Genomic DNA, 23,111 nt, shown 5'->3' with positions numbered 1-23,111 from the left:
CGCCAAGCGAGCAGCCTAGACCACCGGGATGAGGGGTCCTTTTTCGACGCCGATCACCCCGCTATCGGGGTCCCTTTTCCACGCCGATCCACAGCTGCGCCCGCGTTTGCGACCGAGAAACCAAGCCGGGAACAGCTTGCTGCCATAGGTGGACTTTGCGCTACCGGGAGGCAGGAACAGCATCAGTCGCGGGATTTCGCCCGTCTCGATCCTTTGGAACTTGTCCATCAGCAATTGCAGGTGCGCGGTCGTCGGTCGATCCCATGCAGGCAGCAGCATGGTTTCGTCATCTTCAACAGGTGCGCCGGGAATATCGACCAGTCGGCAGAAGTCGGAAAAGTTGTCGCGTGCGAGAAGATTACGCGCAGCCATAATGGTTGCGGTAGTAAGAGTAGTCATCGCCTTATTTATAGACATGACACGCAACAGCCCCACGCGGGGTCTGCTGGTAGACGGGCGATCACCTCCTTTCGAAGATGACCTATTTATACCAAGGTGTCAGGTCTTCTAGCGCTGTCTTGTGACGGCATGGTCTAGGTTTGCAGACAAAAGGCGCAGGCGAACGCTTGTCAGGATCGCGTGACGGACGCTCCTTCACGCGATGCCGCCGCGCGTTCAATATTTGCCTTTTAAGTGCTGGTTCCAGAAGCTGCCCCGGCTGCTCGACGCCTTGAAGGCATCGGCGATCCGGCGCGGGACGTTCGGAAGCTGATAGGTGCCATTGCGAAACCAGACAGTCAGGACTTTGGTCTGGCGATTGTAGCTGCTGCGGATTCCACTCGACATGCAGTTATTTATACAAGTCGAGTGTTCGTCAGCCGCTTTGGATCATTGTCCCGGATAGCGTCTTGACCATTGGTGGGGCTCGACAGCCTTCTTCTCTTGCTTCTGTATCCGGTAAAGCGTTTCGTCAGTGTCGTTAAACGGGTTTGTATAAACAATCTGCTGTTCGATGGCGAAGATGCGTCGTTGAATGATGTCGTGCTTTTCCGCACTGTTCTCGGGCCATTCGAGCATCTTTTTCAGACGCTCCAGCTCTGTTTCGGTGTTTTCCATTGATGTGCTCCAAGGCGTTCAGTGTCGAACGCCTTGGTGCGTCAATGTCGTCATCTTCGCAACGGTAAGTTGACCGAACTGCGAAGATGGCGAACTATCTAGCTGTTCTACCGCGACGCTTTGCGCGCGGCGATCGTCTCTGCGAAGCGCGCGCGACGTTCATCCGTCCAACCCTTGCCACCGCCAGAGCCAGTAGCGCGGGGCGCGCGTGCACGAGGCTTGTTCTCTGGTTCGGATGGTGCGCCCGCTTCAATCTCCTTATCGACCTCGCCCTTGCCGACTGCATCTGACAGCTTTTTAACCGCGTCCACGAACCGCTCTGACGGAATATACAGGACGTTCTTGCCGTCCACGTTGAACGGCAGCGTCAGTTCAACCACGTTGTTGTTGACCTTGAACATCTTGCGACCGCGTGCGGGTTCGGTCGCCATGAACTGCTCTTCCGCCTTCTTCAACCGAGTGACCACATCAGCGCGTGCCTTCTCGATGTTGAAGGACGCCTTGTGGTAAGCGGTTTTCAGGCTGTCGTCAGCCAGTGCGAGGAAGTCTTCAAGTGCCATGTTGAGTGCCCTTCATTCCGGTAGAATGGGCGTTCCTCATCCGACAAGTCTTGTCAATATGTCGGCCTAGTTCAAAATTCTGAATTCGGCACAATCTCGACGACCTGAAATGCCTTAATGCTGACCGAGAGCGGCTTTGGCTAATGGCTTCAAAATCAGCAGAGCACTGCTACACCCCGCTACCATACGAAAGCGGCTGAGTTGCGCCAATGCGGCAATGAGCGTTGCAGAGCGTGTCGCACCGGCTCTTACCAGTATCTCCACCTGCCGTGTGGCAGGATCATCCTTGGAATTGCTAGTCCGCATTGCACGCACTCCGCCGTTACCGAACGCATGTGCGCACGGCTCATCTACGTCACTGTCATGTGACTTTCGATTATCGTTGTGGCTGTCACCGCAGCGTATGACTCGGCTAATAGATTCCTCCCTCTCTTTGCAAGAAATCGCTGTCGCGCGACGGGACACAAACGTGCTTGATCCGCGTTCCCGTTATGTTCTACCGCTCGGTGGAAGGATTCGGAAATGCTCGACGTCACCCCTGAACGCCTCGCCTGCTTGTTGGAAACCGCGCCTGTCGGTGCTGTAGCGTGTCTGACGATGCTGTCAGAGACGGTCAGGCACGAAGCGGCGCGAACGGTTGCGGAACACCTTTGCCGAGGGCTTGGCGAAGTTGATCGGGATCAACTCGCACTGCCATTGTGAACGATCATGGTCCAAGCGCCTCGCGATTTGAGCGACGTTGCCAACAAGGGCGGGTCTATCCGGGCAGAGTGTGTCTGTGGTCGGGTTGCCCTGTTCGCACCCGGCGAACTCGACAACTATTACAAGCGGAAGGGATTTGACCGCTCATGGTCAGGCTTTGCCAAACACCTGCGCTGTCAATGCGGGGAACGATGGCCCAAGGTGTCGTGGTTGGTCTCTAATCCACCACCGAATGACGATGACCCGCCGCCACCCAAGCCGCGCTTTGCCAGACAGGGAACGCCTGCGCAGGATAACGTCGTCGCGCTACGCAGGCGCCGCGTAGTTTGATACAACCGGTTTTCGATTGTTGAGGTGGAGCACCCGGAACCGCTCCACCCCGCCATGCGCCATGTTGGCGCGCAAATAGTCGAGCAGCGCCTGCCAGTTGGCGAGCACCGGCCGCTCGGCGACCTGGCCGCGGATCATGCGCAGCGCGGCGGCCTGGGCGATCTTGATCGCGGCGGCGGCGTGTTCCCCGACGCCGTCGACGCGGCGTAGCGCAGCGGCGTCGGCGGCGAGCAGCCCACCGATGCCGCCGAATTCGCGCAGCAGCGCCTTGGCGATCGGCTTGGTATTGATGCGCGGGATGACCAGCATCAGCAGATACTCGATCAGCTCGTGGTCGAGCAGGCCCTGGCCCGGCTCCCCCGCCGCGAGCAGCCGACCGCGCAGCCGCGCGCGGTGACCGTTCAGGTCGTTGGGATCGGCGTCCGCCATGGATCGGATACCTAGCCGAGCACTGATGCCGATCAAGCACCTTTGCGCTCCCGCCTGCACCCCTCTAGGGATCGGCGCTCATGGAAGGAGCGGGTCAGCGCGTGGACGACAACAGCGATCTGCCGCCCCGCCGCCGCCCGCGCCGCCGGCGCCGGATCGCGGCGCTGCTGGCGGTGGTGATCGTCGCCGCGCTGATCGTGCTGTGGAGCCAGCGCCGCACGATCGCCGGCCGCTTCGTCGATCGTGAGCTCGCCACCCGCGGCGTGCCCGCGCGCTACGCCATCGCCGATCTGGGGCTGGGCCGTCAGCGGCTGACCGACGTGGTGATCGGCGATCCGGCGCACCCCGATCTGGTCGCCGACTGGATCGAGACGCGGGTCGGTTACGGCCTGGGCGGCCCGCGGCTGGAGGGGGTGGCCGCCGGTCGCGTCCGGCTGCGCGGGCGGCTGGTCGACGGGCGGGTGTCGCTGGGCGCGATCGACCGGCTGCTGCCGCCGCCCTCGGGCGCGCCGCTGACGCTTCCGAAGCTCGACGTCGATGTAGAGGACGCGCGGCTGCGGCTGGACACGGCGTACGGGATTGTCGGCGTGCGCCTGGCGGGCCGCGGGCGGCTGGACGACGGCTTCTCCGGGCAGTTGGCGATCGCGGCGGATCGGCTGGAACGGGACGGATGCGCTGCGACGGGCGTGCGCGCGGCGTGGCGGGTGCGGACCACCGGCGTCGATCGGCGGGACGGGCAGGGGCTGCGGCTCGACGGGCCGTTGCTCGCCGAGCGGCTGCGCTGCGCCGGGGTGAGCATCGCCGACTGGCGGAGCGATCTGCACGGGCGAGTGGCGCTGGGCGCGCCGCGACGGTCCGCGATCGAGGCGCGAATCGCGACCGGACCGGTGGCGCACGCGCGCGGCTCGGCGGCGGCGGTCGCGGGAACGCTCGCCTATGACGGTCGCGGGGCCGAGAGGGGCGGTCGCGTCGACCTGACCGCGCGGGCGGTACGCGCGGCGGGAGCGCGCGCGGGCAGCGCGCGGCTGATGGGCGACCTCGCGATCCGCCGCGATGGTGTGATCGGCTATCACGGGCGGATCGCGCTGGCCGAGGCGGACCTGTCCGCGCTGGTGCCGTCGCTTGGCGGCCGTGCGCCGGGGACGCCGGTGGCGCCGCTGCTCGACCGCGTCGGCGAGGCGCTGCACGCCGCCGCCCGGCGGGGGCAGGCCGAGGCGACCGTGCACGCGGAGATCGGCGACGCGGTCGCGCTGTCGGTGGAGAGCGCGCGGTGGCAGGCGGCGAGCGGGGCGGTGGCGACGCTCGCCCCTCAGGATGACGACGGCGCGGCGATGCGGTGGCGGTCGGGCGCGGGCGTCGTCGCCGACGCGCGACTCGCGCTCGCCGGCGGTGACCTGCCGAGCGCGCGGATCACCGTGTCGAGGCCCGCGGCGGGGCGGGCGTGGCGCGGCACGGCGACGATCGCGCCCTATTCGGTCGGCACGGCACGGCTCGCGACCACGCCCGTCGCCTTCGCGCTCACCGATCGCGGCGCCTTGCGGCTGTCGACGCAGGCGACGGTGTCGGGCCCGCTCGGCGACGGCCGCGTCGAGGCGCTGGTGCTGCCGATCGACCTGCGCCGCGACGTCGGTGGCGAACTGGTGCTCAATCCGGGCTGCGCGCCCGTCGGCTGGCGCGCGCTCGCGGTCGGGCCGCTCGCGCTCGACGCAGGCCAACTGCGGCTCTGCCCGACCGGGCCGGCGCTGGTCTCGGTGCGCGACGGGCGGGTCGACGGCGGTGCACGGACGCCGGGCGCGCGGCTGCGCGGGCGGCTCGGTGGATCGCCGCTGCTGCTCGACCTGGGCGCCGCCGACATCGGGCTCGGCAGCCGATCCTTCACCGTCGCCGACGTGACGGCGCTGATCGGCTCGCCCGAGCGGCGCTCGCGGCTGAGCATCGCGATGCTGACCGGCTCGCTCGCCGGTGGCCCCGCGGGGACGTTCGTCGGCGGCGGTGGCCAGATCGGCGCGGTGCCGCTGGTGCTGTCGGCGGCGCAGGGCCGCTGGGCGTTCGCGAACGGCGCGCTGACGCTGGACGGATCGATGGCGGTGGCCGACGCCGCCGCCTCGCCGCGGTTCAAGCCGATGGTGGTGCGCGACGTCGACCTGCGGCTCGCCGGTGGCCGGATCACGGCGAACGGCACGCTGATCGAACCGGTCACCGATACCCGCGTCGCGACCGTCCGGCTCGACCACCTGCTCGGCGCGGGGACCGGCAGCGCCGACCTGTCGATCCCGTCGCTCGTCTTCAAACAGGGCTTCCAGCCGGACCTGCTCACCCCGCTCACCTTCGGCGTCGTCGCCGACGTGCGCGGCACGGTGACCGGCGCCGCGCGGATCGACTGGGGGCCGAAGGGCGTGCGCAGCACCGGTGATTTCGCGACGGAGGCGATGGACCTCGCCGCCGCCTTCGGCCCGGTCACCGGCATCGCGACGACGCTGCACTTCACCGACCTGCTCGCCATGCGCACCGCGCCCGGCCAGGTGGCGACGGTGCGCACCGTCAACCCCGGCATCCCGGTGGAGAACGGCACCATCCGCTACGCGCTGGAAGGGCCGACGCTGGTCCGGGTGGAGGGCGCGCACTGGCCGTTCGCGGGCGGCACGCTGACGCTGGAGCCGACGCTGCTCGACTTTTCCGAGAACAAGGAACGGCGGCTGACCTTCCGCGTTCGCGGCGCCGCCGCCGACCAGTTCCTGCAACAGTTCGATTTCGACAACCTCAACGCCACCGGCATCTTCGACGGCGTGCTGCCGATGGTGTTCGACCAGTCGGGCGGGCGGATCGTCGACGGGCAGCTGGCGGTGCGCGAAGGCGGCGGCACGCTCGCCTATGTCGGGGCGCTGGGGCAGGAACAGCTGGGACTGTGGGGCAACCTCGCCTTCCAGGCGCTGAAATCGCTGCGCTATCGCAGCTTGACGCTGCGCCTCAACGGCCCGCTGACCGGCGAGATGGTAACGGACGTGCGCTTCGCCGGCATCAGCCAGGGAGAGGGGGCGAAGGGCAATTTCATCGTCCGCCGGCTGCAGCGGCTGCCCTTCGTGTTCAACATCCGCATCACCGCGCCTTTCCGCGGCCTGCTCGATTCGGCGCAGTCCTTCTACGACCCCAAGCGCCTCATCCAGCGTAACCTGCCCGCGCTGCTGGAAGAGCAGAACAAGCGCACCAATCCCCCACCCGTTCAGCCCTCCGCAAGCGAGACCGTGCGATGAACCGTTCACCATTGACGACGATGCGAACAATGACGATCTTGGCCATGACCGCGACGATGCTGGGCACCGCCGGGTGCATCAACGTCACCGCGCCCGACAAGCCGATCCAGATCAACCTGAACATCAACGTCACGCAGGAAGTGGTCTACCGCCTCGACAACGAGGCCAAGACGCTGATCCAACAGAATCCGGGGATCTTCTGATGCATGTGAAAGTCCTTTCCGCCGCCGCCCTGGCCCTTGTCGCGGGGCTCGCCACCGCGGCGCTGGCGCAGCGCGATCCCGCCTACGCCGCCGCGCGCGCCGCGGGGCAGGTGGGCGAGCAGCCCGACGGCTATCTGGGCATCGTCGGCGCGGGCTCGGCCGAGCTGCGCGGGATCGTCAACAACATCAACATCCAGCGCAAGTCCGCCTATACCCAAAAGGCGTCGGCATCGGGCGCGACGGTGGAGCAGCTCGCCTTCACCAGCGGCTGCAACCTGATCGCGCAGACCAGCGCGGGCGAGAAGTATCGCAGCCCCGACGGTGCGTGGATGACGCGCGGGGCCGGCGCGCCGACCCGCGATCCGCGCTGCGTGTGACCCGGTCGGGCATCGGCCCGGCATGGGCGGGGCAGGGAGACGACCCGTGCCGAACGGCGGTTGACTTGCCGGACCCCCTTTTCTAAACGGACGGCGCCTTGGCGGGGTCGCTCGCCGTTCGCGTGTTCTCCCTCGTTCGAGCGTGTTTTCGACAGGGGATGGCGCGTGGCGGAAGAGAATCCCGGACAGGACTTCGGCGAAGCGGAGGACCCGCGGCTGACCGCGCTCGACGAGCGGCTGCGGCAGGCGAGGGGGTCGGACGCGGCGCGGTCGGGGGTGAAGCCCGATGCGGACCGGGGCTATGCCCAGGGCAATCGCGTCATTTCCGCCCTGATCGGAAGTCTCGTCGGCAGCGCGCTGATCGGCTGGCTCATCGACCGCTGGTTCGGCACGTCGCCATGGGGACTGATCGTGCTGCTGTTCCTCGGGATTGCGGTCGCGTTCAGGCAGATCATTCGTATCGGAAACGAGCGGCCGGAGTGATCCGACCGCTCGTTCGCAATTTGGAGCAACCCAGTGGCCGCGGCTGAAGGCAGCAAGATCGACCCGATGCACCAGTTCCTGATCGAGCCTGTGCTGGGCTCGCATTGGGTGGTGGGCGGTTACGACCTGTCGTTCACCAATTCCGCCCTGTGGATGGTGCTGACGCTCGCCGCGCTGTGGCTGTTCATGCTGGGCGGGATGAAGCGCGAGCTGGTGCCCGGCCGCTGGCAGGCGGCGGTCGAGGGCTTCACGGGCTTCATCTCCGGCATGCTGGTCTCGAACATCGGGCCCAAGGGCAAGCGGTTCGTGCCCTACGTCTTCTCGCTGTTCATGTTCATCCTGTTCGCCAACATCCTGGGGCTGTTGCCGTTCGGGATCGTGCCGGGCGTCCACCCCTTCACCATCACCAGCCACCTGACCGTCACTGGCGTGCTGGCGATCATCAGCTTCGCGATCGTGCTGATCGTCGGCTTCGGCCGCCACGGGTTCCACTTCTTCTCGCTGTTCGTGCCGCACGGCACGCCGCCGCTGATGATCCCGCTGATCTTCGTCGTCGAACTGATGAGCTTCCTGGTGCGCCCCTTCTCGCTGGGCCTGCGACTGTTCGTCGCAATGACCGCGGGGCACATCCTGCTGAAGGTGCTGGCGGCGTTCGTCGTCAACGGCATCAACCTGGGCGGCGGCTATCTGGCGCTGGTCAGCCTGCCCAGCCTGGTGCTGATGGTCGGCATCACCGTTCTCGAACTGCTGGTCGCCGCGATCCAGGCCTACGTCTTCGCGCTCTTGACCTCGGTCTACCTCAACGACGCGGTCAACCTTCACTGATCGCCTCGCTCGCTTTCCGTACCAACCTATCTGACTGGAGTGAATGACATGGACGCAGAATCGGCACGCATGCTCGGCGCTGGCCTGGCCGCGATCGGCATGGGCATCGCCGCCCTGGGCGTGGGCAACGTGTTCGCCAAGTTCCTGGAGGGCGCGTTGCGCAATCCGGGCGCGGCGGACAGCCAGCAGGGCCGCCTGTTCATCGGCTTCGCGGCCGCCGAGCTTCTCGGTCTGCTCGCCTTCGTGACGATGATCATCCTCGTTTTCGTGGCCTGAACTCGACCGTCGGCCGGGCACGCGTGATCGCGTCGCCCGGCCACGATTAGGACTGACATGCCCCAGCTATCCCAGGTCGCCGCGACCTACGCCTCGCAGATCTTCTGGCTGCTCGTGACCTTCGGCCTCCTCTATTTCGTGGTCGGCCGGGGCATGGTGCCGAAGATCGTCTCCACCGTCGACGCGCGCGAGGCGCGGGTCGAGGGCGATCTCGCCGCGGCGGAGGCGGCACGCCGCACCGCCGACTCGACCGAGGCGGCGTGGCGCGCCGAGATGGACGCCGCGCGCGCCGAGGCGGGGGCCGAGACGGCCAAGGCCAAGGCGCAGGCCACCGCCTCCGCCGAGGCGCAGGTCAAGGCGGCGGATGCTGACCTGGCCGAGCGGCTGGGCCAGCACGATCTCGCGATCGCCAACGCCAAGGGGCAGGCGCTCGCCAATCTGGAAAACGTCGCGGCCGAGGCGGCGCAGGATATCGTCGCCCGGATCGCCGGCCTGACGGTCGGCATCGATCAGGCGGCGACCGCGGTGCGGGAGGTGCGCGCTCATGGCTAATCCGTCCGTCGATGCGGGCTCCGCCCAGGTCGCCGCCAATCTGGCGATGCCGCTCAGCGACACCTCCATGACCGAGCGTCCGATCCGCGAAGGCGACGGATTGCAGGGTCACACCACGGCGCCGGGCGGGGCCGAGCACGTCGCCGATCCGACCGGCTGGGGGCTGAACTCCACCGGCTGGGTCGCGGTGGCGGCACTGATCGTGCTGGCGATCATGCTGTGGAAGAAGGTGCCGGGGCTGATCGGCGGCATGCTCGACAGCCGCATCGCCGCGATCCGCGCGCAGCTCGACGAGGCGGCCAAGCTCCGCGCCGAAGCGGAGGCGCTGCGCGCCGAGTACGAGACGCGGGCGAAGACGGCGCAGGCCGAGGCGGAGCAGATGCGCGAGCATGCCCGGCAGGAAGCGCATCACATCGTCGTCAAGGCCAAGGAAGACGCCGAGGCGCTGATGGAGCGTCGCGCCAAGATGGCCGAGGACAAGATCGCCGCCGCCGAGCGCGCCGCGATCGCCGAGGTCCGCGCGCGGGCGGCGGAGGCCGCGGCAAAGGCGGCGGGCCTGCTGATCGCCGAGCATCTCGGCGCCGACGCCGACCGCGCCCTGGTCGACCGCAGCATTTCCGGACTCGGCCGGCCGAACTGACTCCTCTCCACCCATAACACCGTCATGCCGGGCTCGTCCCGGCATCCAGGGCAACGAGTGTGATCGCTGCTTGGCTCTGGATGCCGGGACAAGCCCGGCATGACGGAATGCGAACCGCCTCTTCCGGGTTTCCGGCGGTCGCTCCTCTGTCCTGAGCCCGTGGGAGAACCCCATGTACTGGCTCATCCTCGCCGTCGCCGTGGTGACCGAGATCATCTGGGCGCTCAGCCTGAAATGGGCGGCGACCGTCGCCACGTGGCAGGCGTCGAGCGTGCCGATCATCCTCTCCTTCCTCAACATGGGCCTGCTCGCACTGGCGATGCGCGGGCTACCGGCGGGCACCGCCTACGCGGTGTGGACCGGGCTGGGCGCGGTGGGCGTCATCATCGGCGGCGTATTCCTGTTCGGCGACCGGGTCGGCGCGGTGCAGGCCGGCTTCATGACCCTGACGGTCATCGGCGTGGTCGGTACCAAGCTGTTCGCGCAGGTCTGACCCACGTCTAGCGGTCGAGTCGCCGCGATCCTAAATCCCCCTCGATGTCCACGCCCACCCCAGACCGGTTCAACGAGGAAAAGAACACCTTCACGATCCGCGGGTCGGAGACGCCGGACCTGGATGCCGGCGTCGCCGCGATCCGCAACGTGCTGAAGACGCTGCCGCAGCGCTCCGGCGTGTACCGGATGCACGATGCCAAGGGCGACATCCTGTACTGCGGCAAGGCGCGCTCGCTGAAGCAGCGCGTCGCCAACTACACGCAGATCAAGCAGCTGCCCAAGCGGCTCCAGCGGATGGTGTCGCAGACGCGGTCGATGACGATCGTCACGACGAACAATGAGGCGGAGGCGCTGCTGCTGGAGGCGCAGCTCATCAAGCGCTACCGCCCCGCCTACAACGTGCTGCTGCGCGACGATAAGAGTTTCCCGTTCATCCTGCTGCGTTCCGACACCGATTTCCCGCGCGTGCAGAAGCATCGCGGCGCACGCCGGGCGGTCGGCAATTACTACGGCCCCTTCGCCAGCGCCGGCAGCGTCAACAACACGCTGAACGCGCTCCAGAAACTGTTCCTGCTCCGCTCGTGCACCGACGGCTTCTTCAAGACGCGCGACCGGCCGTGCCTGCTCTACCAGATCAAGCGCTGCTCGGCGCCGTGCGTCGGGCGCATCGACAAGGACGGCTATGCCGAGCTGGTCGGCGACGCGCGCGATTTCCTGGCGGGCAAGTCGACCAAGGTGCAGGCGAAGCTCGGCGCGCAGATGCAGGCGGCGGCCGAGAACATGGATTTCGAACTGGCCGCGCTGCTCCGCGACCGGTTGAAGGCGCTGACCTTCGTGCAGGGCACGCAGGCGATCAACGCGGAAGGGGTGGGCGACGCCGACGTGTTCGCGCTCGCCTGCAAGGACGGACTGATCGGCATCCAGGCGTTCTTCATCCGCGGCGGCCAGAACTGGGGCCATCGCAGCTTCTTCCCCACGCACACTGCCGACGTGCCCGAGGACGAGGTGATGACGAGCTTCCTCACCCAATTCTACGAGGAGGTGCCGCCCGCGCGCCAGATCCTGCTCGACCGCGAACTGCCCGAAGGCGAGCTGCTCGGCCAGGCGCTGGGCGACGCGGCGGGCTACAAGGTGGTGCTGTCGATCCCGCAGCGCGGCGACCGCCGCCGGCTGATGGACCAAGCGAAGCGCAACGCGATCGAGGCGCTGGAACGCCGCCTCGCCGAATCGACCACGCAGGCCAAGTTGCTGCGCGAGGTGGCGGAACTGTTCGACCTGGCCGAGCCGCCGAACCGGATCGAGGTGTACGACAACAGCCACATCCAGGGCACCAACGCGGTCGGCGCGATGGTGGTCGCGGGGCCGGAGGGGTTCCGCAAGGGCCAGTATCGCAAGTGGAACATCAAGGGGAACGAGGCGCAAACCGACAGCGACGTCGGCATGATGCGCGAGGTCTTCCGCCGCCGCTTCGCCCGCCAGCTGGAGGAGGCGCCCGACCGCGACGCCGACACCTGGCCCGACCTGGTGCTGATTGACGGCGGCAAGCCGCAGCTGGGTGCGGCCAAGGCGGTGCTGGAGGATCTGGGCATCGAGGACGTGTGCCTGGTCGGCGTCGCCAAAGGCGCGTTCCACGGCCGCGAGGGACGCGAGGTGTTCCACCTGCCGGACGGTCAGGAGCGGATGCTGCCGCAGAACTCGCCGGTGCTGTTCTACCTCCAGCGGCTGCGCGACGAGGTCCACCGATTCGTCATCGGCGCGCACCGGGAGAAGCGCGCCAAGGCGATCGGCGCGTCGCCGCTCGACGAGGTGCCCGGCATCGGCCCGGCGCGCAAGAAGGCGCTGCTGATGCACTTCGGCACCGGCCGCGCGGTCCGCAACGCCAGCCTGGACGATCTGAAAAAGGCGCCCGGCGTGTCGGCCGGCGTGGCGCAGCAGGTGTACGACTTCTACCACGCACGGTGATCGGGTGGGCCGAGGCTCATTCCACCCGTTCGTGCTGAGCGAAGTCGAAGCACGGGCCGCAGGCGGCGCGCTCGTAACCGGCCCTTCGACGTCGCTCAGGGCGAACGGAGGGGATATGTGACGCTCCAGCTTGCGACACCCTCCACCATCCCCGACATGGTGGCGATGCACATCGTCGCCGACGCCATCGTCCTCGCGGCCCGCGCGCACGGCGAGCACGGCGTCGTCGCCCGCGCGCTGACCCGCGATCACGGCGTGCAGCCCGGCTACGTCCGGGGCGGTCGCTCGCGCCAGTTGCGGCCCGTGCTGCTGCCCGGCAACGGCGTGCGCGCGGAATGGCGCGCGCGGACGGCGGAGCAGCTGCCCGCGCTGACCGTCGAACTCGTCCACAGCCGTGCCGCGATCCACGGCGAGCCGCTCGCCGCCGCCGCGATCGAGTGGGTCACCGCGCTGGTCGCTTCCGCCTTGCCCGAGGCGCAAGGCTATCCGCGCCTCTTCGACGGGCTCGGCGCGATGCTCGACGCGATCGAGGCGGCACCCGCCGCGCGTGGCTGGGCGCCGGCGCTGGTCCGCTTCGAGCTGCTGGTGCTGGCCGAGATGGGCTTCGGGCTCGACCTGTCCGGCTGCGTCGCGGGTGGCGACGACGAGCTCGCCTTCGTCAGCCCGAAGAGCGGCGGCGCGGTGAGCCGCGCGGGCGCCGCCGGGTACGAGCGGCAGTTGCTGCGCCTGCCGCCGTTCCTGCTCGGCGAACCGGTGTCGGGCGGCGCGGAACTGGTCGACGGATTGCGGCTGACCGGGCATTTCCTCGCCCGCGACGTGCTGGTCGACCGGCGGGTGGAACCGCTCGCCGCGCGCGATCGGCTGGTCGACCGGCTGAAGAGGGCGGTTGCCTGAGCGCGCCGGCGACGGCAGAGGCTCGGGCATGGCTCTTATCGCACTCCTCGCCGGCGACGGCATCGGTCCCGAAGTCACCGCCGCCGCGTGCACCGTGCTGGGCGCGCTCGCGCTCGACCTGCGGTTCGAGGAGGCGCCGGTCGGCGGCGCTGCGTACCGCGTCGCCGGCCACCCGCTGCCGCCCGAGACGCTGGCGCTGGCCGAGCGGGCGGACGCGGTGCTGTTCGGCGCGGTCGGCGATCCCGCCTTCGACGCGCTGGAGCGGACGATGCGGCCCGAACAGGCGATCCTGGGCCTGCGCAAGGAGCTGGGCCTGTTCGCCAATCTGCGTCCGGCGCGGATGTTCGCCGGGCTGGAGGACGCCTCCGCGCTCCGCCCCGAGATCGCGGGCCGCATCGACCTGATGATCGTGCGAGAGCTGACCGGCGACGTCTATTTCGGCGACAAGGGCCGCGGCCTGACCCGCACCGGCCTGCGCGAGGGGCATGACCTGATGCGCTACGACGAGGTGGAGGTGGCGCGGATCGCGCGCACCGGGTTCGAGATCGCGCGCACCCGCTCGCGCCGGCTCACCTCGGTGGACAAGGCCAACGTGCTGGAAACCTCGCAATTGTGGCGCGAAGTGGTGAACGAGGTCGCGCGCGACTTCCGCGACGTGACGCTCTCGCACATGTACTGCGACAACGCCGCGATGCAGCTGGTGCGCGATCCCGGCCAGTTCGACGTGATCGTCACTGGCAACCTGTTCGGCGACATCCTGTCCGACCAGGCGTCGATGTGCGTCGGCTCGATCGGGCTGTTGCCCTCCGCCTCGCTCGACTCGGAGGGGAAGGGGCTGTTCGAGCCGATCCACGGCTCCGCCCCCGACATTGCGGGGCAGGGCAAGGCGAACCCGTGCGCGGCGATCCTGTCGGCGGCGATGATGCTGCGGACCTCGCTCAGGATGCCCGAACCCGCCGGTCGGATCGAGGCGGCGGTGGCCGCGGCGATCGCCGGCGGCGCGCGCACGGCCGACCTGGGTGGGACGCTGTCGACCGGCGCGATGACCGACGCGGTGCTGGCGGCGCTTGGCTGATCGGGCTGTCCGTCATGCCGGGCTCGTCCCGGCATCCAGGGTTGCCCACGGCGACGCTGCTCGGCTCTGGACCCCGGGACAAGCCCGGGGTGACGGCAAGCGTCTATGCCCAGCTATCCAGCCACATCCACCGCTGGAACGCCCCCGGTCGTGACAGCGGCGCGGCGGACAGGATCGGGTAGAAGTGGATGAACAGCGTCGCGGCCAGCACCAGAAACATCTCGTCCCAGTAGCGCAACCGCTCGCGCAAGACTTCGAATGCCACCGCGATGGCGATGCCGAGCCAGATGCTCGATAGATAATAATAATAGAAGAAGCCGAGCGACTTGGGGATCGCCGCCCAGATGGCTAGGCTCGCGATCCACAGCGCCGCCGCGCATCCGGCCGCGACGCTGCGGGTGCGGAGCCACGCCACCGCGCACGCCACCACCGCGACCAGCCCGCCCCACATCACCGCCGGATTGCCGAGCAGCAGGATGCCGCGCTGCGCTCCGTCGACGGGCTCGTACAGATACCAGATCGGGCGCAGCTCCAGCGGCCAGGTCCACCAGCTCGACTGATAGGTGTGGGCGGGCAGCACCTGCACCTGGCGGGCGTACATCTCCGCCTGGAACGGGATCAGCGTAGCCAGTGTCAGCGGCTCGCGCGCATAGAAGAAGGCGGGCAGGAAGGTGAGAGCGTAGGCGAGCACGCTGACTCCGCCCAGCACCGCCAGCGCCGCGATCGGCCGCATCCCTCGCCATCGCCCCGGCCGGCGCAACGCCAGGAACGCCAGCCCGGCAAAGGCCACGTACGGCGCGGCGGTCCACTTGCACGCGGTGGCGAGGCCGAGCAGCACCGCCCCCGCGGTCCAGCGCCGCCACGCCGCGCCGCCGCTCGCCCGCATCGCCCACAACAGGCACGCCGTCCCTGCGACGACGAACGCGGCCATGAAGCCGTCCAGCATCGCGATCCGCGCCAAGACGAACACCGTGAAGTTGAGGAGCACGCACAGCGCCCCCACCAGCGCCGGCCGCGTTCGCCCAAGTCCGAGCCACAGGATCGCGTAGGTGCCGACCACCACCGTCGTGCCCGCCAGCGTCGAGCACGCACGCCAGCCGAGCGGCCCGTCGCCGAACAGCGCGATGCCGGCGGCGATCAGCGCCTTGCCGAGCAGCGGATGTTCCGTATTGGCGGGCCCGCCCAGCGCCAGCAGCGCGCGCGCGGCGGGGACGTAGTGGACCTCGTCGAACACCAGGATCGACGGCGTCGTCAGCCGCCAGGCGAACAGTAGCTCCGCCATCAGGCCGAGCAGCAGGGCGGGGGCGAGCGGGCGGCGGAGGAAAGTCGGCACGCGCCGGACTGTTCCCGCTGCCGCCCTCGCTTGCAAGGGCGCAAGGGGACGGGCAAAGCGGCGGGCATGAAGCGCAGGACAGGCCAGGACCGCTCGATCACGTCGACGTGGAAGCCCGCGACGCAGGCGATCCGCGGCGGCACCGCCCGATCGGAATGGGGGGAGACGTCGGAAGCGTTGTTCCTCACCTCCGGCTACGCCTATGACTGCGCGGGCGACGCGGCGGCGCGGTTCGCGGGCGAGCAGCAGGGCATGACCTACTCGCGCCTCCAGAATCCGACGGTGGAGATGCTGGAACAGCGGATCGCCTTGCTGGAGGGCGCGGAGGCGTGCCGCACCACGGCGTCGGGCATGGCGGCGATGACGGCGGCGCTGCTCTGCCAGTTGCAGGCGGGCGACCATCTGGTCGGCGGGCGCGCCGCCTTCGGCTCGTGCCGCTGGCTCACCGATACGCTGCTGCCCAAGTTCGGTATCGCCACCACCGTGGTCGACGCGCGCGATCCGCAGGCGTTCGTCGACGCGGTACGGCCCGAGACCAAGGTGTTCTTCTTCGAGACACCCGCCAACCCGACGATGGACGTCGTCGACCTCCAGGCGGTGTGCGACATCGCGCGCGAGCGGGGGATCACCACCGTCGTCGACAACGCCTTCGCCACCCCCGCGCTGCAACGGCCGATGGAGTTCGGTGCCGACGTGGTCGCCTATTCCGCCACCAAGATGATGGACGGGCAGGGGCGCGTGCTGGCCGGCGCGATCTGCGGCACGCAGGACTGGATCGACAACACGCTGCTCCCCTTCACCCGCAACACCGGGCCGACGCTGTCGGCGTTCAACGCCTGGGTGGTGCTGAAGGGGCTGGAGACGCTCGACCTGCGCATCCGCCGCCAGTCGGAGAATTCGGTGCGCGTCGGCACTTTCCTCCAGGGCCGCGTGGCGCGCGTGAACCATCCGGGGCTCGCCAGCCATCCGCAGCACGACCTCGCCATGCGCCAGATGGACGCCGCCGGCCCGATCTTCTCGCTGGAAGTGGACGGCGGCCGTGCCCAAGCGCACGCTCTGCTCGACGCGCTGGAGCTGGTCGACATCTCCAACAACATCGGCGATTCGCGCTCGCTGATGACGCATCCCGCCTCCACCACCCACGCCGGCGTGTCGGAGGAGACGCGCGCCGAGATGGGGATTGGCGAGGGGATGCTGCGCCTCAACGTCGGGCTGGAGGATGCCGACGACGTGATCGCCGACCTCGACCAGGCGCTTCGGCGCGCGGGCCTGTGAGGATGCGGCTGTGAAGGCGCTGTTCCCGCACGCGGCGACGACCGGCGGGATCACCGTGCGCGTCTCGGTCAGCTACCTGCCCGAACAGTCGGAGCCCGATCGCGGTCGCTGGTTCTGGGCCTATCACATCCGCATCGAGAACGAGGGCGCGACCCCGGTCCAGCTGCTGACCCGCCACTGGATCATCACCGACGGCCGCGGCGCCCGCCACTCGGTCGAGGGCGAGGGCGTGGTCGGCGAGCAACCGATGATCGAGCCGGGCGCCAGCTTCGACTACGTCTCCGGCTGCCCGCTCGCGACGCCGACCGGCGCGATGCAGGGCACGTACCGGATGGTGGGCGAGGACGGCCGCAGCTTCGACGTGGCCGTCCCCCGTTTTTCGCTGACCGCGCCGGCGGTGACGCAGTGAGGAGCGCCGCCTCGCCACGCTCCGTCATGCCGGGCTCGTCCCGACATCCAGGGTTAGGCGCGGTGTCGCTGCTTGGCTCTGGATGCCGGGACGAGCCCGGCATGACGACGGTGAGGAGCATGTGCCAATGAAGCGCACGCACCTCCCCCTCAACGGCCTGCGCGTGCTCGACGCCGCGGCGCGCCACCTGTCGTTCACCCGCGCCGCCGACGAGCTGGCGGTCACCCCCGCCGCGGTCGGCCAGCAGATCAGGGCGCTGGAGGACACGCTGGGCGTGGTCCTGTTCCGCCGCACGACCCGCGGGCTGGAGCTGACGCCGGAGGCGGAGGCGGGGCTCGGCCCCTTGCGCGACGGCTTCCTCCAGTTCGAGGAGGCGGTCCGCGCCATGCAGGCGGGCCAGTCGTCCAAGTCGCTGACCATCGCCGCCCCGCGCGACCTGACCGACAAATGGCTGCTGCCGCGCCTCGCCGCGCTCGCCGCGGAGGATGCCGACCTGCGCTTCGTGCTGCTGCCGACCGAGGACGGGATCGATTTCACCCAGGCCAATCTCGACCTGGCGATCCGCTGGGGCGAGGGGCCGGGCGAGCACGAGGGCGAGGCGATCGAATCGGACGGGCTGGTGCTGGTCGCCGCGCCTGGCATCGCCACCGTTGCCATGATCGCCTGGACCGGCGGTCCGGTGGAGGACGGCGCGGCGATGCGCGTCGCCGACGCCGGCCTGGCGATCGACGCCGCACTGGCGGGGCTGGGCCGGGCGCTGGTGCCGGCACTGCTCGCCCAGCGCGACCTCGCCGCCGAGCGCCTCGTGGCGCTGGGCGAGCCCAGCCCGTCGCGCCTCGGCTATTGGCTGGTCGCGCCGACGCCGCAATGGCGGCAGAAGAAGGTCCGCGATCTGGTCGACCGGCTCGCCGGCTGATCCCGCCGGGTCAGTTCTTCAGCCGCCAGCCCCGCCGCAGCAGCACGTAGCAGGCGACGCCCAGCGCCACGTCGATCGCCAGCACCACCGCCGAGCCGAAGCCGATCGGCGAGTCCGCCACCCCCAGGAATCCGTAGCGGAAGCCGGAGATGATGTAGAAGAACGGGTTGGCGTGGCTGATCGCGCGGAACACGGGGGCGAGGTTGTCGACCGAGTAGAAGGTGCCCGACAGCAGCGCGAGCGGCGTCACCACGAAGTTGGTCACCGCGGCGGCGTGGTCGAACTTCTCCGCCCAGATTGAGGTGAGCACGCCCAGGAACGCCAGGAACAGCGTGCCGAGCAGCCCGAACCACAGGATGGCGAGTGGCGCGTGCGGCGTCACGTGCACGCCCGGATAGAGCGCCATCGCCAGCCACACGACGAAGCCGACCAGGATCGCCCGCGTCACCGCGCCGCCGACCAGGCCCGCCAGCAGCTCGGTGGTCGACAGCGGCGGCTGGAGATAGTCGACGATCGTCCCCTGGATCTTGCCGACCAGCAGCGAGAAGCTGGCATTGGCGAAGGCCGGGCCCATCATTCCCTGGCTGATGATGAGGCCGGGCGCGATGAAGTCGGCAAAGGCCACCACCTCGCCGCCGACCATGACTGGCCGCCGCGCGCCCGTTGCGACGGTGAACACCACCAGGAACAGCAGGGTGGTGATCGCCGGCGCCCACACCGTCTGGAGCTGCACCTTGAAGAACCGGCGCACCTCCTTCACATAGAGCGTGCGCAGGCCGCCCCAGTTGATGTTCCGGATGACGGGCACGCCGGGGGCGTTCCTCACCCTAGACGCTGTTTGGCCGATGGGGGGCAGGCTGTTCATGGTTCGGCGGGCTACCCGCTGGCGCGCCTGCCCGCAACCGGCACCAAGATTAAGGAAGACGCATGTCCTGGACCGACGAGCGGATCGAGACGCTCAAGACGATGTGGGAGGCCGGGCAGACCGCCAGCCAGATCGCCGACGCGCTCGGCGACGGGGTCAGCCGCAACGCGGTGATCGGCAAGGCGCACCGCCTGGGCCTCCAGGCGCGGCCCTCGCCGGTCCGCTCCAGCGAGGCGCCGGCCGAGCAGGAGGCCCCCTCGCTACAGGCCGCCGAACCGGAGCCGGTGGTGGCCGAGCCCGAGCCGGAGCCGGTTGTCGAGGAGGAGGAGGCCGCGCCGCCCGCGCCAGCTCCCGCATCGGAGCCGCGGCCGGAGATGGTGCTGCGCTCGGTCGGTCCCGGCGGTTTCGTCCGCCAGTCGCCCGGCGAGCAGCAACCGCCCGCCACCCCCGCACCGCCACGCCGGCTGGTGCCGGCCAAGCCGTCGGCCGAGATCGCGGGCAAGACCAGCCTGCTCGACCTCAACGACCGGATCTGCAAGTGGCCGCTCGGTCATCCGGGCGAGCCGGACTTCCATTTCTGCGGCGAGAAGGTGAATCCGGGTTTCCCCTACTGCGTCAATCACTGCGGCCACGCCTATCAGGCGCAGCTGCCGCGGCGCGATCGCCGGCCGCCCCCGCCGATGCCGTTCGGCGGCCCGCGGGTGCGCTGACCGGCAAGACGGGCAGCACCCACGGGCCGCCGGCCGACGCGGCCACGGCCGCGTTCGACGTCATGGGATTCACTCCCATGACGGGCCCACCGCATCGTGCCCGCCCCGAATCCGGGTCGAGGTTCGCGACATCCGCTCCTCTCCCGTCATGCCGGGCTCGTCCCGGCATGACGGCAGGACTGTCGTAGAGGTCAGACCCCGGCGCGGGTGGGTGAGGTGATCGGTCCCGATGCACCGCCAGGCCGCCCGAATAAGAAAAGGCCCGCCGGTCACCTGACCGGCGGGCCTTTTTTCTCGGGCACGGGCCGCGGCGAAGCCGCGTCCTTGACGTCGAACGGGTCGGCAGGGCCGACCCGCCGGCCGATCTTGGGCGAGTCCTGCGTCAGCTACGCTGCAGCAGGCCGCCCTTCGATCAGAACCGGAACCCGGCCGTCACGCGCATCGAGTGCCAGCGGAACATGTCGTCGCTGCGACGGAAGGTCGTGCCTGTCGTGTTGGGGGCCAGGACGAACGGGTTGTTCAACGGCGCGCTGCCGCGCGTCACGTCGATGCGGTAATCGTCGTCCTGATACTGGTGGTACATATACTCCAGGCCGATCGAGAAGTTCTTGCCGATCTTCTGCTCGATACCGCCACCGCCGGTGATGCCCCACTGCTGGCGATCGCCGCGACCGGCAAAGGCGTTGACGAGGTTGCCCGTCTGGAACGAACGGTCGATCTTGGCGTAACCGGGGCCGAACGCACCGTAGAACAGCGTCGTGTCCACCGCGAAGCCGATGCGGCCGCGGATCGAGGCTTCCCAGTCGACGGTACGGTTCATCGTGTAGAAGGCGGGCGTGGTGCTGAACGCGGTCACGCTGTCGCGGATCTCGGGCTTGCCGAACTCGCCGACGACGCCGAACACGATGTTGCCCTGCTGCGAGTCGATGCCGAGACGACCGTAATATTCGATGCCGTCCTTGTCCTTGCGGCAACCGCGACCGCCGATGGCGGGCGAGATGTTGCCGGTCGCGCGGCCGTTGCAGAAGCCGGGCGAGAAGGCGTTGGCGCCGGTGTTCGCCAGGGTCACGGTGTCGCCGAAGCGGCCGTCCAAGTTGCGATCGAACAGGATTGACGAGCCCGCATCGTTGGGCTGCGCGGCGAAGCCGAACGAACCGCCGGCGTAGATGCCCGCGAACGGCGCGTCCGCCGTCGTCTCGGCCATCGTGGTGCTGGTGTCGGCGGTGGTGGCCATGGGCGCGTCGGCGGGGGCCGAGTAGGTGCCGTCCTGCGCGAGGACGGGCGTCGCGACGAGGGTGGCGCCGGCCAAGGCGGCCGCGATGATTGAACGCATTGATATACTCCCGGTGGTGATGATCGGCTCAGGAACGGTAATCCTCGCCCGAAATATCCGGACCTCGTCCGATTGGGACTGATCCGTGTTAAATCGGCAACACTGGCGCGGGCGCCGGCGTTGCCACTCCGTTCCTTGCGTGGCCGGGCTGCTAGCCTATAGTCGTGCTTATGTCCAAGGATCTGTTCGCGGCGCCGCCGGCGTCGTCCACCGCCTACGACGCCTCGTCGATCGAGGTGCTGGAGGGCTTGGAGCCGGTGCGCCGCCGGCCCGGCATGTACGTCGGCGGCACCGACGAGCGCGCGCTCCACCACCTCGCCGCCGAGGTGCTCGACAATGCGATGGACGAGGCGGTGGCGGGTCACGCGACGCGGATCGAGGTGACGCTGGAGCCGGGCAACCGCCTGACCATCACCGACAACGGCCGCGGCATCCCGGTCGATCCGCATCCCAAATTCCCGGACAAGTCGGCGCTGGAGGTGATCCTGTCGACGCTCCACTCGGGCGGCAAGTTCTCCGGCAAGGCCTACGCCACCTCGGGCGGCCTGCACGGCGTCGGCGTGTCGGTGGTCAACGCCTTGTCGTCGGACACGGTGGTGGAGGTCGCGCGCGACCGCCAGCTCTTCCGCCAGTGTTTCGCCAAGGGGCAGACGCTGGGGCCGCTGGAGAGCGTCGGCGCCGCGCCCAATCGCCGCGGCACCTCGATCGCCTTCACGCCTGACGCGGAGATCTTCGGGCCGGAACTCGGCTTCAAGCCCGCCCGGCTCCACCGCCTGGCCCGCTCCAAGGCGTATCTGTTCGCCGGCGTGGAGATCCGCTGGCGCTGCGATCCCTCTCTCGTGGAGGGCGACACGCCTGCGGACGCGGTGTTCCAGTTCCCCGGCGGCCTCTCCGATCACCTGCGCGAGCAGGTGGGCTCCCGCGAGTGCGCCACCGCCGACTTCTTCGCCGGCAGCCAGGACTTTCCGAACGAGCAGGGCCGCGTCGAATGGGCGGTCGCCTGGCCCCTGTGGAGCGACGGCAGCTACAGCTGGTACTGCAACACCATCCCCACACCCGACGGCGGCACGCACGAGCAGGGCTTGCGCCAGGCACTGGTCCGTAGCTTGCGCCAGTTCGCCGACCTGGTCGGCAACAAGCGCGCCAAGGAGCTGACCGCCGACGACGTGATGGTCGGGTCGGAGCTGATGCTGTCCGTCTTCATCCGCGATCCGCAGTTTCAGAGCCAGACCAAGGACCGCCTCACCAGCCCGGAGGCGGCGGGCCTGGTGGAGCGCGCGATACGCGACCATTTCGACCATTGGCTCGGCCACAACATGGACCGCGGCAAGGCGCTGCTCGGCTACGTGCTGGAGCGGATGGACGATCGCCTGCGCCGCAAGCAGGAGCGCGAGATCAAGCGCAAGACCGCCACCTCCGCGCGCAAGCTCCGCCTGCCCGGCAAGCTCACCGACTGTTCCGCCGACGATCCCGCGGGCACCGAGCTGTTCATCGTCGAGGGCGATTCGGCCGGCGGCAGCGCCAAGCAGGCGCGCGACCGCAAGACGCAGGCGATCCTGCCGATCCGCGGCAAGATCCTCAACGTCGCCTCCGCCACCGCGGTGAAGATCGGCGCCAACCAGGAGATCGCCGACCTGGCGCTCGCCCTCGGCTGCGGCACCCGCAAGGAGTGCAACCCCGACGCGCTCCGTTACGAACGCGTCGTCATCATGACCGACGCCGACGTCGACGGCGCGCACATCGCGACGCTGCTGATGACCTTCTTCTTCCAGGAGATGCCCGACCTGGTTCGCCGCGGCCATCTCTATCTGGCGCAACCGCCGCTCTATCGGCTGACCAGCGGCGCCAGGTCGCTCTACGCCCGCGACGACGCCCACCGCGCCGAGCTGGAGCGCACGGCGTTCAAGGGCAAGAAGGTCGAGGTCGCCCGCTTCAAGGGCCTGGGCGAGATGAACCCCCAGCAGCTGCGCGAGACGACGATGGACCCCGGCACCCGCTCGATGATCCGCATCACCCTGCCGCAGGAATATGAGGAGCGCGCCGGCGTGAAGGACCTGGTCGACCGCCTGATGGGCAACAACCCCGCCCACCGCTTCGCCTTTATCCAGGAAAACGCCGCACGGATGGACGAGGAGGCGTTGGACGCGTGAGTGTTGCTCC

25 protein-coding genes and 1 pseudogene are annotated in these 23,111 nt (G+C 69.0%); 18 read left to right on the top strand and 8 right to left on the bottom strand.

Features of this window, described 5'->3' with window-relative positions; all coding sequences use genetic code 11:
• Window positions 1-15: 15 nt before the first annotated feature.
• From BM145_RS15780 to BM145_RS14155, 4 genes are all read right to left on the bottom strand, one after another.
• Window positions 16-372: a hypothetical protein gene (locus BM145_RS15780; protein WP_143090196.1), complete on the bottom strand. Its 357-nt coding sequence runs from the start codon at window positions 370-372 to the stop codon at window positions 16-18.
• 243 nt (window positions 373-615) lie between these two features.
• Window positions 616-786 carry a KTSC domain-containing protein gene (locus BM145_RS14160; protein ID WP_093334303.1) on the bottom strand — a complete coding sequence of 57 codons (171 nt, stop codon included), beginning with the start codon at window positions 784-786 and terminating at the stop codon, window positions 616-618.
• A 42-nt stretch (window positions 787-828) separates the two neighbouring features.
• Window positions 829-1,056, bottom strand: coding sequence for a hypothetical protein (locus BM145_RS15775; RefSeq protein WP_143090195.1), 228 nt, complete (start codon window positions 1,054-1,056; stop codon window positions 829-831).
• Window positions 1,057-1,163: 107 nt separating this feature from the next.
• The gene (locus BM145_RS14155; RefSeq protein WP_093334302.1) at window positions 1,164-1,616 is read right to left on the bottom strand and encodes a hypothetical protein; all 453 of its coding nucleotides are present in this window, start codon (window positions 1,614-1,616) and stop codon (window positions 1,164-1,166) included.
• A 522-nt stretch (window positions 1,617-2,138) separates the two neighbouring features.
• On the opposite strand from BM145_RS14155, the gene BM145_RS15770 reads away from it, so the two are divergent.
• Window positions 2,139-2,318: a DUF6771 family protein gene (locus BM145_RS15770; RefSeq protein WP_143090194.1), complete on the top strand. Its 180-nt coding sequence runs from the start codon at window positions 2,139-2,141 to the stop codon at window positions 2,316-2,318.
• 330 nt (window positions 2,319-2,648) lie between these two features.
• On the opposite strand, the pseudogene BM145_RS14150 reads toward BM145_RS15770, so the two are convergent.
• Window positions 2,649-3,077 (bottom strand): annotated as a pseudogene (locus BM145_RS14150) (JAB domain-containing protein); the annotation flags it as partial.
• 101 nt (window positions 3,078-3,178) lie between these two features.
• Here BM145_RS14150 and BM145_RS14145 point away from each other — a divergent pair.
• The 12 genes from BM145_RS14145 (at window position 3,179) to leuB (ending at window position 14,110) form a co-directional block, all read left to right on the top strand.
• Window positions 3,179-6,328, top strand: a complete 3,150-nt coding sequence (locus tag BM145_RS14145; RefSeq protein ID WP_245739360.1) for an intermembrane phospholipid transport YdbH family protein — start codon at window positions 3,179-3,181, stop codon at window positions 6,326-6,328.
• Window positions 6,329-6,357: 29 nt separating this feature from the next.
• Window positions 6,358-6,531 (top strand): YnbE family lipoprotein, encoded by a 174-nt coding sequence (locus tag BM145_RS14140; protein ID WP_245739358.1) that lies wholly within the window; start codon window positions 6,358-6,360, stop codon window positions 6,529-6,531.
• Window positions 6,531-6,908, top strand: coding sequence for a YdbL family probable chaperone protein (locus tag BM145_RS14135; protein WP_093334299.1), 378 nt, complete (start codon window positions 6,531-6,533; stop codon window positions 6,906-6,908). Before BM145_RS14140 ends, BM145_RS14135 begins: the two co-directional genes overlap by 1 nt.
• A 165-nt stretch (window positions 6,909-7,073) precedes the next feature.
• Window positions 7,074-7,391 carry an AtpZ/AtpI family protein gene (locus BM145_RS14130; RefSeq protein WP_093334298.1) on the top strand — a complete coding sequence of 106 codons (318 nt, stop codon included), beginning with the start codon at window positions 7,074-7,076 and terminating at the stop codon, window positions 7,389-7,391.
• Between the two features lie 33 nt (window positions 7,392-7,424).
• Complete coding sequence (locus tag BM145_RS14125) at window positions 7,425-8,216, top strand: F0F1 ATP synthase subunit A (protein WP_281244367.1); 792 nt, start codon at window positions 7,425-7,427, stop codon at window positions 8,214-8,216.
• Window positions 8,217-8,264: 48 nt separating this feature from the next.
• Window positions 8,265-8,492, top strand: coding sequence for a F0F1 ATP synthase subunit C (locus BM145_RS14120; protein ID WP_093334297.1), 228 nt, complete (start codon window positions 8,265-8,267; stop codon window positions 8,490-8,492).
• Between the two features lie 57 nt (window positions 8,493-8,549).
• Window positions 8,550-9,044 carry a F0F1 ATP synthase subunit B family protein gene (locus BM145_RS14115; RefSeq protein WP_093334296.1) on the top strand — a complete coding sequence of 165 codons (495 nt, stop codon included), beginning with the start codon at window positions 8,550-8,552 and terminating at the stop codon, window positions 9,042-9,044.
• 67 nt (window positions 9,045-9,111) lie between these two features.
• The gene (locus BM145_RS14110) at window positions 9,112-9,684 is read left to right on the top strand and encodes a F0F1 ATP synthase subunit B family protein (protein WP_425441101.1); all 573 of its coding nucleotides are present in this window, start codon (window positions 9,112-9,114) and stop codon (window positions 9,682-9,684) included.
• Window positions 9,685-9,856: 172 nt separating this feature from the next.
• Window positions 9,857-10,177 carry a DMT family transporter gene (locus BM145_RS14105; protein ID WP_093334294.1) on the top strand — a complete coding sequence of 107 codons (321 nt, stop codon included), beginning with the start codon at window positions 9,857-9,859 and terminating at the stop codon, window positions 10,175-10,177.
• 44 nt (window positions 10,178-10,221) lie between these two features.
• The gene (gene uvrC / locus BM145_RS14100; protein WP_093334293.1) at window positions 10,222-12,141 is read left to right on the top strand and encodes an excinuclease ABC subunit UvrC; all 1,920 of its coding nucleotides are present in this window, start codon (window positions 10,222-10,224) and stop codon (window positions 12,139-12,141) included.
• 165 nt (window positions 12,142-12,306) lie between these two features.
• A complete protein-coding gene (gene recO, locus BM145_RS14095; RefSeq protein ID WP_093334325.1) occupies window positions 12,307-13,035 on the top strand; it encodes a DNA repair protein RecO in 729 nt (242 codons plus the stop codon).
• A 28-nt stretch (window positions 13,036-13,063) separates the two neighbouring features.
• Window positions 13,064-14,110, top strand: a complete 1,047-nt coding sequence (gene leuB, locus BM145_RS14090) for a 3-isopropylmalate dehydrogenase (RefSeq protein ID WP_093334292.1) — start codon at window positions 13,064-13,066, stop codon at window positions 14,108-14,110.
• 103 nt (window positions 14,111-14,213) lie between these two features.
• Here the strand turns inward: leuB and BM145_RS14085 are convergent, their stop codons facing one another.
• On the bottom strand, window positions 14,214-15,443 hold the full coding sequence (locus BM145_RS14085) for a phospholipid carrier-dependent glycosyltransferase (protein ID WP_425441100.1): 1,230 nt from the start codon (window positions 15,441-15,443) through the stop codon (window positions 14,214-14,216).
• Between the two features lie 66 nt (window positions 15,444-15,509).
• Between BM145_RS14085 and BM145_RS14080 the strand changes: the two genes are divergently transcribed.
• The 3 genes from BM145_RS14080 to BM145_RS14070 all read left to right on the top strand — a co-directional run bounded on the left by BM145_RS14080 (window position 15,510) and on the right by BM145_RS14070 (window position 18,043).
• A complete protein-coding gene (locus BM145_RS14080; RefSeq protein ID WP_093334291.1) occupies window positions 15,510-16,718 on the top strand; it encodes a trans-sulfuration enzyme family protein in 1,209 nt (402 codons plus the stop codon).
• A 10-nt stretch (window positions 16,719-16,728) separates the two neighbouring features.
• Window positions 16,729-17,127 carry a Co2+/Mg2+ efflux protein ApaG gene (gene apaG, locus BM145_RS14075; RefSeq protein WP_093334290.1) on the top strand — a complete coding sequence of 133 codons (399 nt, stop codon included), beginning with the start codon at window positions 16,729-16,731 and terminating at the stop codon, window positions 17,125-17,127.
• Window positions 17,128-17,254: 127 nt separating this feature from the next.
• Window positions 17,255-18,043 (top strand): LysR family transcriptional regulator, encoded by a 789-nt coding sequence (locus BM145_RS14070; protein WP_093334289.1) that lies wholly within the window; start codon window positions 17,255-17,257, stop codon window positions 18,041-18,043.
• A gap of 10 nt (window positions 18,044-18,053) precedes the next feature.
• Here the strand turns inward: BM145_RS14070 and BM145_RS14065 are convergent, their stop codons facing one another.
• A complete protein-coding gene (locus BM145_RS14065) occupies window positions 18,054-18,908 on the bottom strand; it encodes an ABC transporter permease (RefSeq protein WP_093334288.1) in 855 nt (284 codons plus the stop codon).
• Between the two features lie 62 nt (window positions 18,909-18,970).
• Here BM145_RS14065 and BM145_RS14060 point away from each other — a divergent pair, with 62 nt between their 5' ends.
• Window positions 18,971-19,618 carry a GcrA family cell cycle regulator gene (locus BM145_RS14060; RefSeq protein ID WP_093334287.1) on the top strand — a complete coding sequence of 216 codons (648 nt, stop codon included), beginning with the start codon at window positions 18,971-18,973 and terminating at the stop codon, window positions 19,616-19,618.
• 412 nt (window positions 19,619-20,030) lie between these two features.
• Here BM145_RS14060 and BM145_RS14055 read toward each other — a convergent pair whose 3' ends face one another.
• Complete coding sequence (locus BM145_RS14055; RefSeq protein ID WP_093334286.1) at window positions 20,031-20,951, bottom strand: outer membrane protein; 921 nt, start codon at window positions 20,949-20,951, stop codon at window positions 20,031-20,033.
• 170 nt (window positions 20,952-21,121) lie between these two features.
• Here BM145_RS14055 and parE point away from each other — a divergent pair, with 170 nt between their 5' ends.
• A complete protein-coding gene (parE, locus tag BM145_RS14050; RefSeq protein WP_093334285.1) occupies window positions 21,122-23,101 on the top strand; it encodes a DNA topoisomerase IV subunit B in 1,980 nt (659 codons plus the stop codon).
• Window positions 23,102-23,111 lie beyond the last annotated feature (10 nt).

Origin of the sequence: Sphingomonas rubra, assembly GCF_900115745.1 — a bacterium.
GTDB lineage: Bacteria > Pseudomonadota > Alphaproteobacteria > Sphingomonadales > Sphingomonadaceae > Sphingomonas > Sphingomonas rubra.
Note: the sequence above shows the minus strand (reverse complement) of the source record. Positions and strands in the feature narration are given on the sequence as shown.

Coding starts and splice junctions, on each gene's coding strand:
- BM145_RS15770 (WP_143090194.1), top strand. CDS start 2,139: ATGCTCGACGTCACCCCTGAACGCCTCGCCTGCTTGTTGGAAACCGCG.
- parE (WP_093334285.1), top strand. CDS start 21,122: ATGTCCAAGGATCTGTTCGCGGCGCCGCCGGCGTCGTCCACCGCCTAC.
- BM145_RS14110 (WP_425441101.1), top strand. CDS start 9,112: ATGACCGAGCGTCCGATCCGCGAAGGCGACGGATTGCAGGGTCACACC.
- BM145_RS14070 (WP_093334289.1), top strand. CDS start 17,255: ATGAAGCGCACGCACCTCCCCCTCAACGGCCTGCGCGTGCTCGACGCC.
- BM145_RS14160 (WP_093334303.1), bottom strand. CDS start 786: ATGTCGAGTGGAATCCGCAGCAGCTACAATCGCCAGACCAAAGTCCTG.
- BM145_RS14055 (WP_093334286.1), bottom strand. CDS start 20,951: ATGCGTTCAATCATCGCGGCCGCCTTGGCCGGCGCCACCCTCGTCGCG.
- BM145_RS14080 (WP_093334291.1), top strand. CDS start 15,510: ATGAAGCGCAGGACAGGCCAGGACCGCTCGATCACGTCGACGTGGAAG.
- BM145_RS14115 (WP_093334296.1), top strand. CDS start 8,550: ATGCCCCAGCTATCCCAGGTCGCCGCGACCTACGCCTCGCAGATCTTC.
- BM145_RS15780 (WP_143090196.1), bottom strand. CDS start 372: ATGGCTGCGCGTAATCTTCTCGCACGCGACAACTTTTCCGACTTCTGC.
- BM145_RS14155 (WP_093334302.1), bottom strand. CDS start 1,616: ATGGCACTTGAAGACTTCCTCGCACTGGCTGACGACAGCCTGAAAACC.
- BM145_RS14135 (WP_093334299.1), top strand. CDS start 6,531: ATGCATGTGAAAGTCCTTTCCGCCGCCGCCCTGGCCCTTGTCGCGGGG.
- BM145_RS14140 (WP_245739358.1), top strand. CDS start 6,358: ATGACGATCTTGGCCATGACCGCGACGATGCTGGGCACCGCCGGGTGC.
- recO (WP_093334325.1), top strand. CDS start 12,307: ATGCACATCGTCGCCGACGCCATCGTCCTCGCGGCCCGCGCGCACGGC.
- BM145_RS14060 (WP_093334287.1), top strand. CDS start 18,971: ATGTCCTGGACCGACGAGCGGATCGAGACGCTCAAGACGATGTGGGAG.
- BM145_RS14120 (WP_093334297.1), top strand. CDS start 8,265: ATGGACGCAGAATCGGCACGCATGCTCGGCGCTGGCCTGGCCGCGATC.
- BM145_RS15775 (WP_143090195.1), bottom strand. CDS start 1,056: ATGGAAAACACCGAAACAGAGCTGGAGCGTCTGAAAAAGATGCTCGAA.
- BM145_RS14105 (WP_093334294.1), top strand. CDS start 9,857: ATGTACTGGCTCATCCTCGCCGTCGCCGTGGTGACCGAGATCATCTGG.
- BM145_RS14065 (WP_093334288.1), bottom strand. CDS start 18,908: ATGAACAGCCTGCCCCCCATCGGCCAAACAGCGTCTAGGGTGAGGAAC.
- uvrC (WP_093334293.1), top strand. CDS start 10,222: ATGTCCACGCCCACCCCAGACCGGTTCAACGAGGAAAAGAACACCTTC.
- leuB (WP_093334292.1), top strand. CDS start 13,064: ATGGCTCTTATCGCACTCCTCGCCGGCGACGGCATCGGTCCCGAAGTC.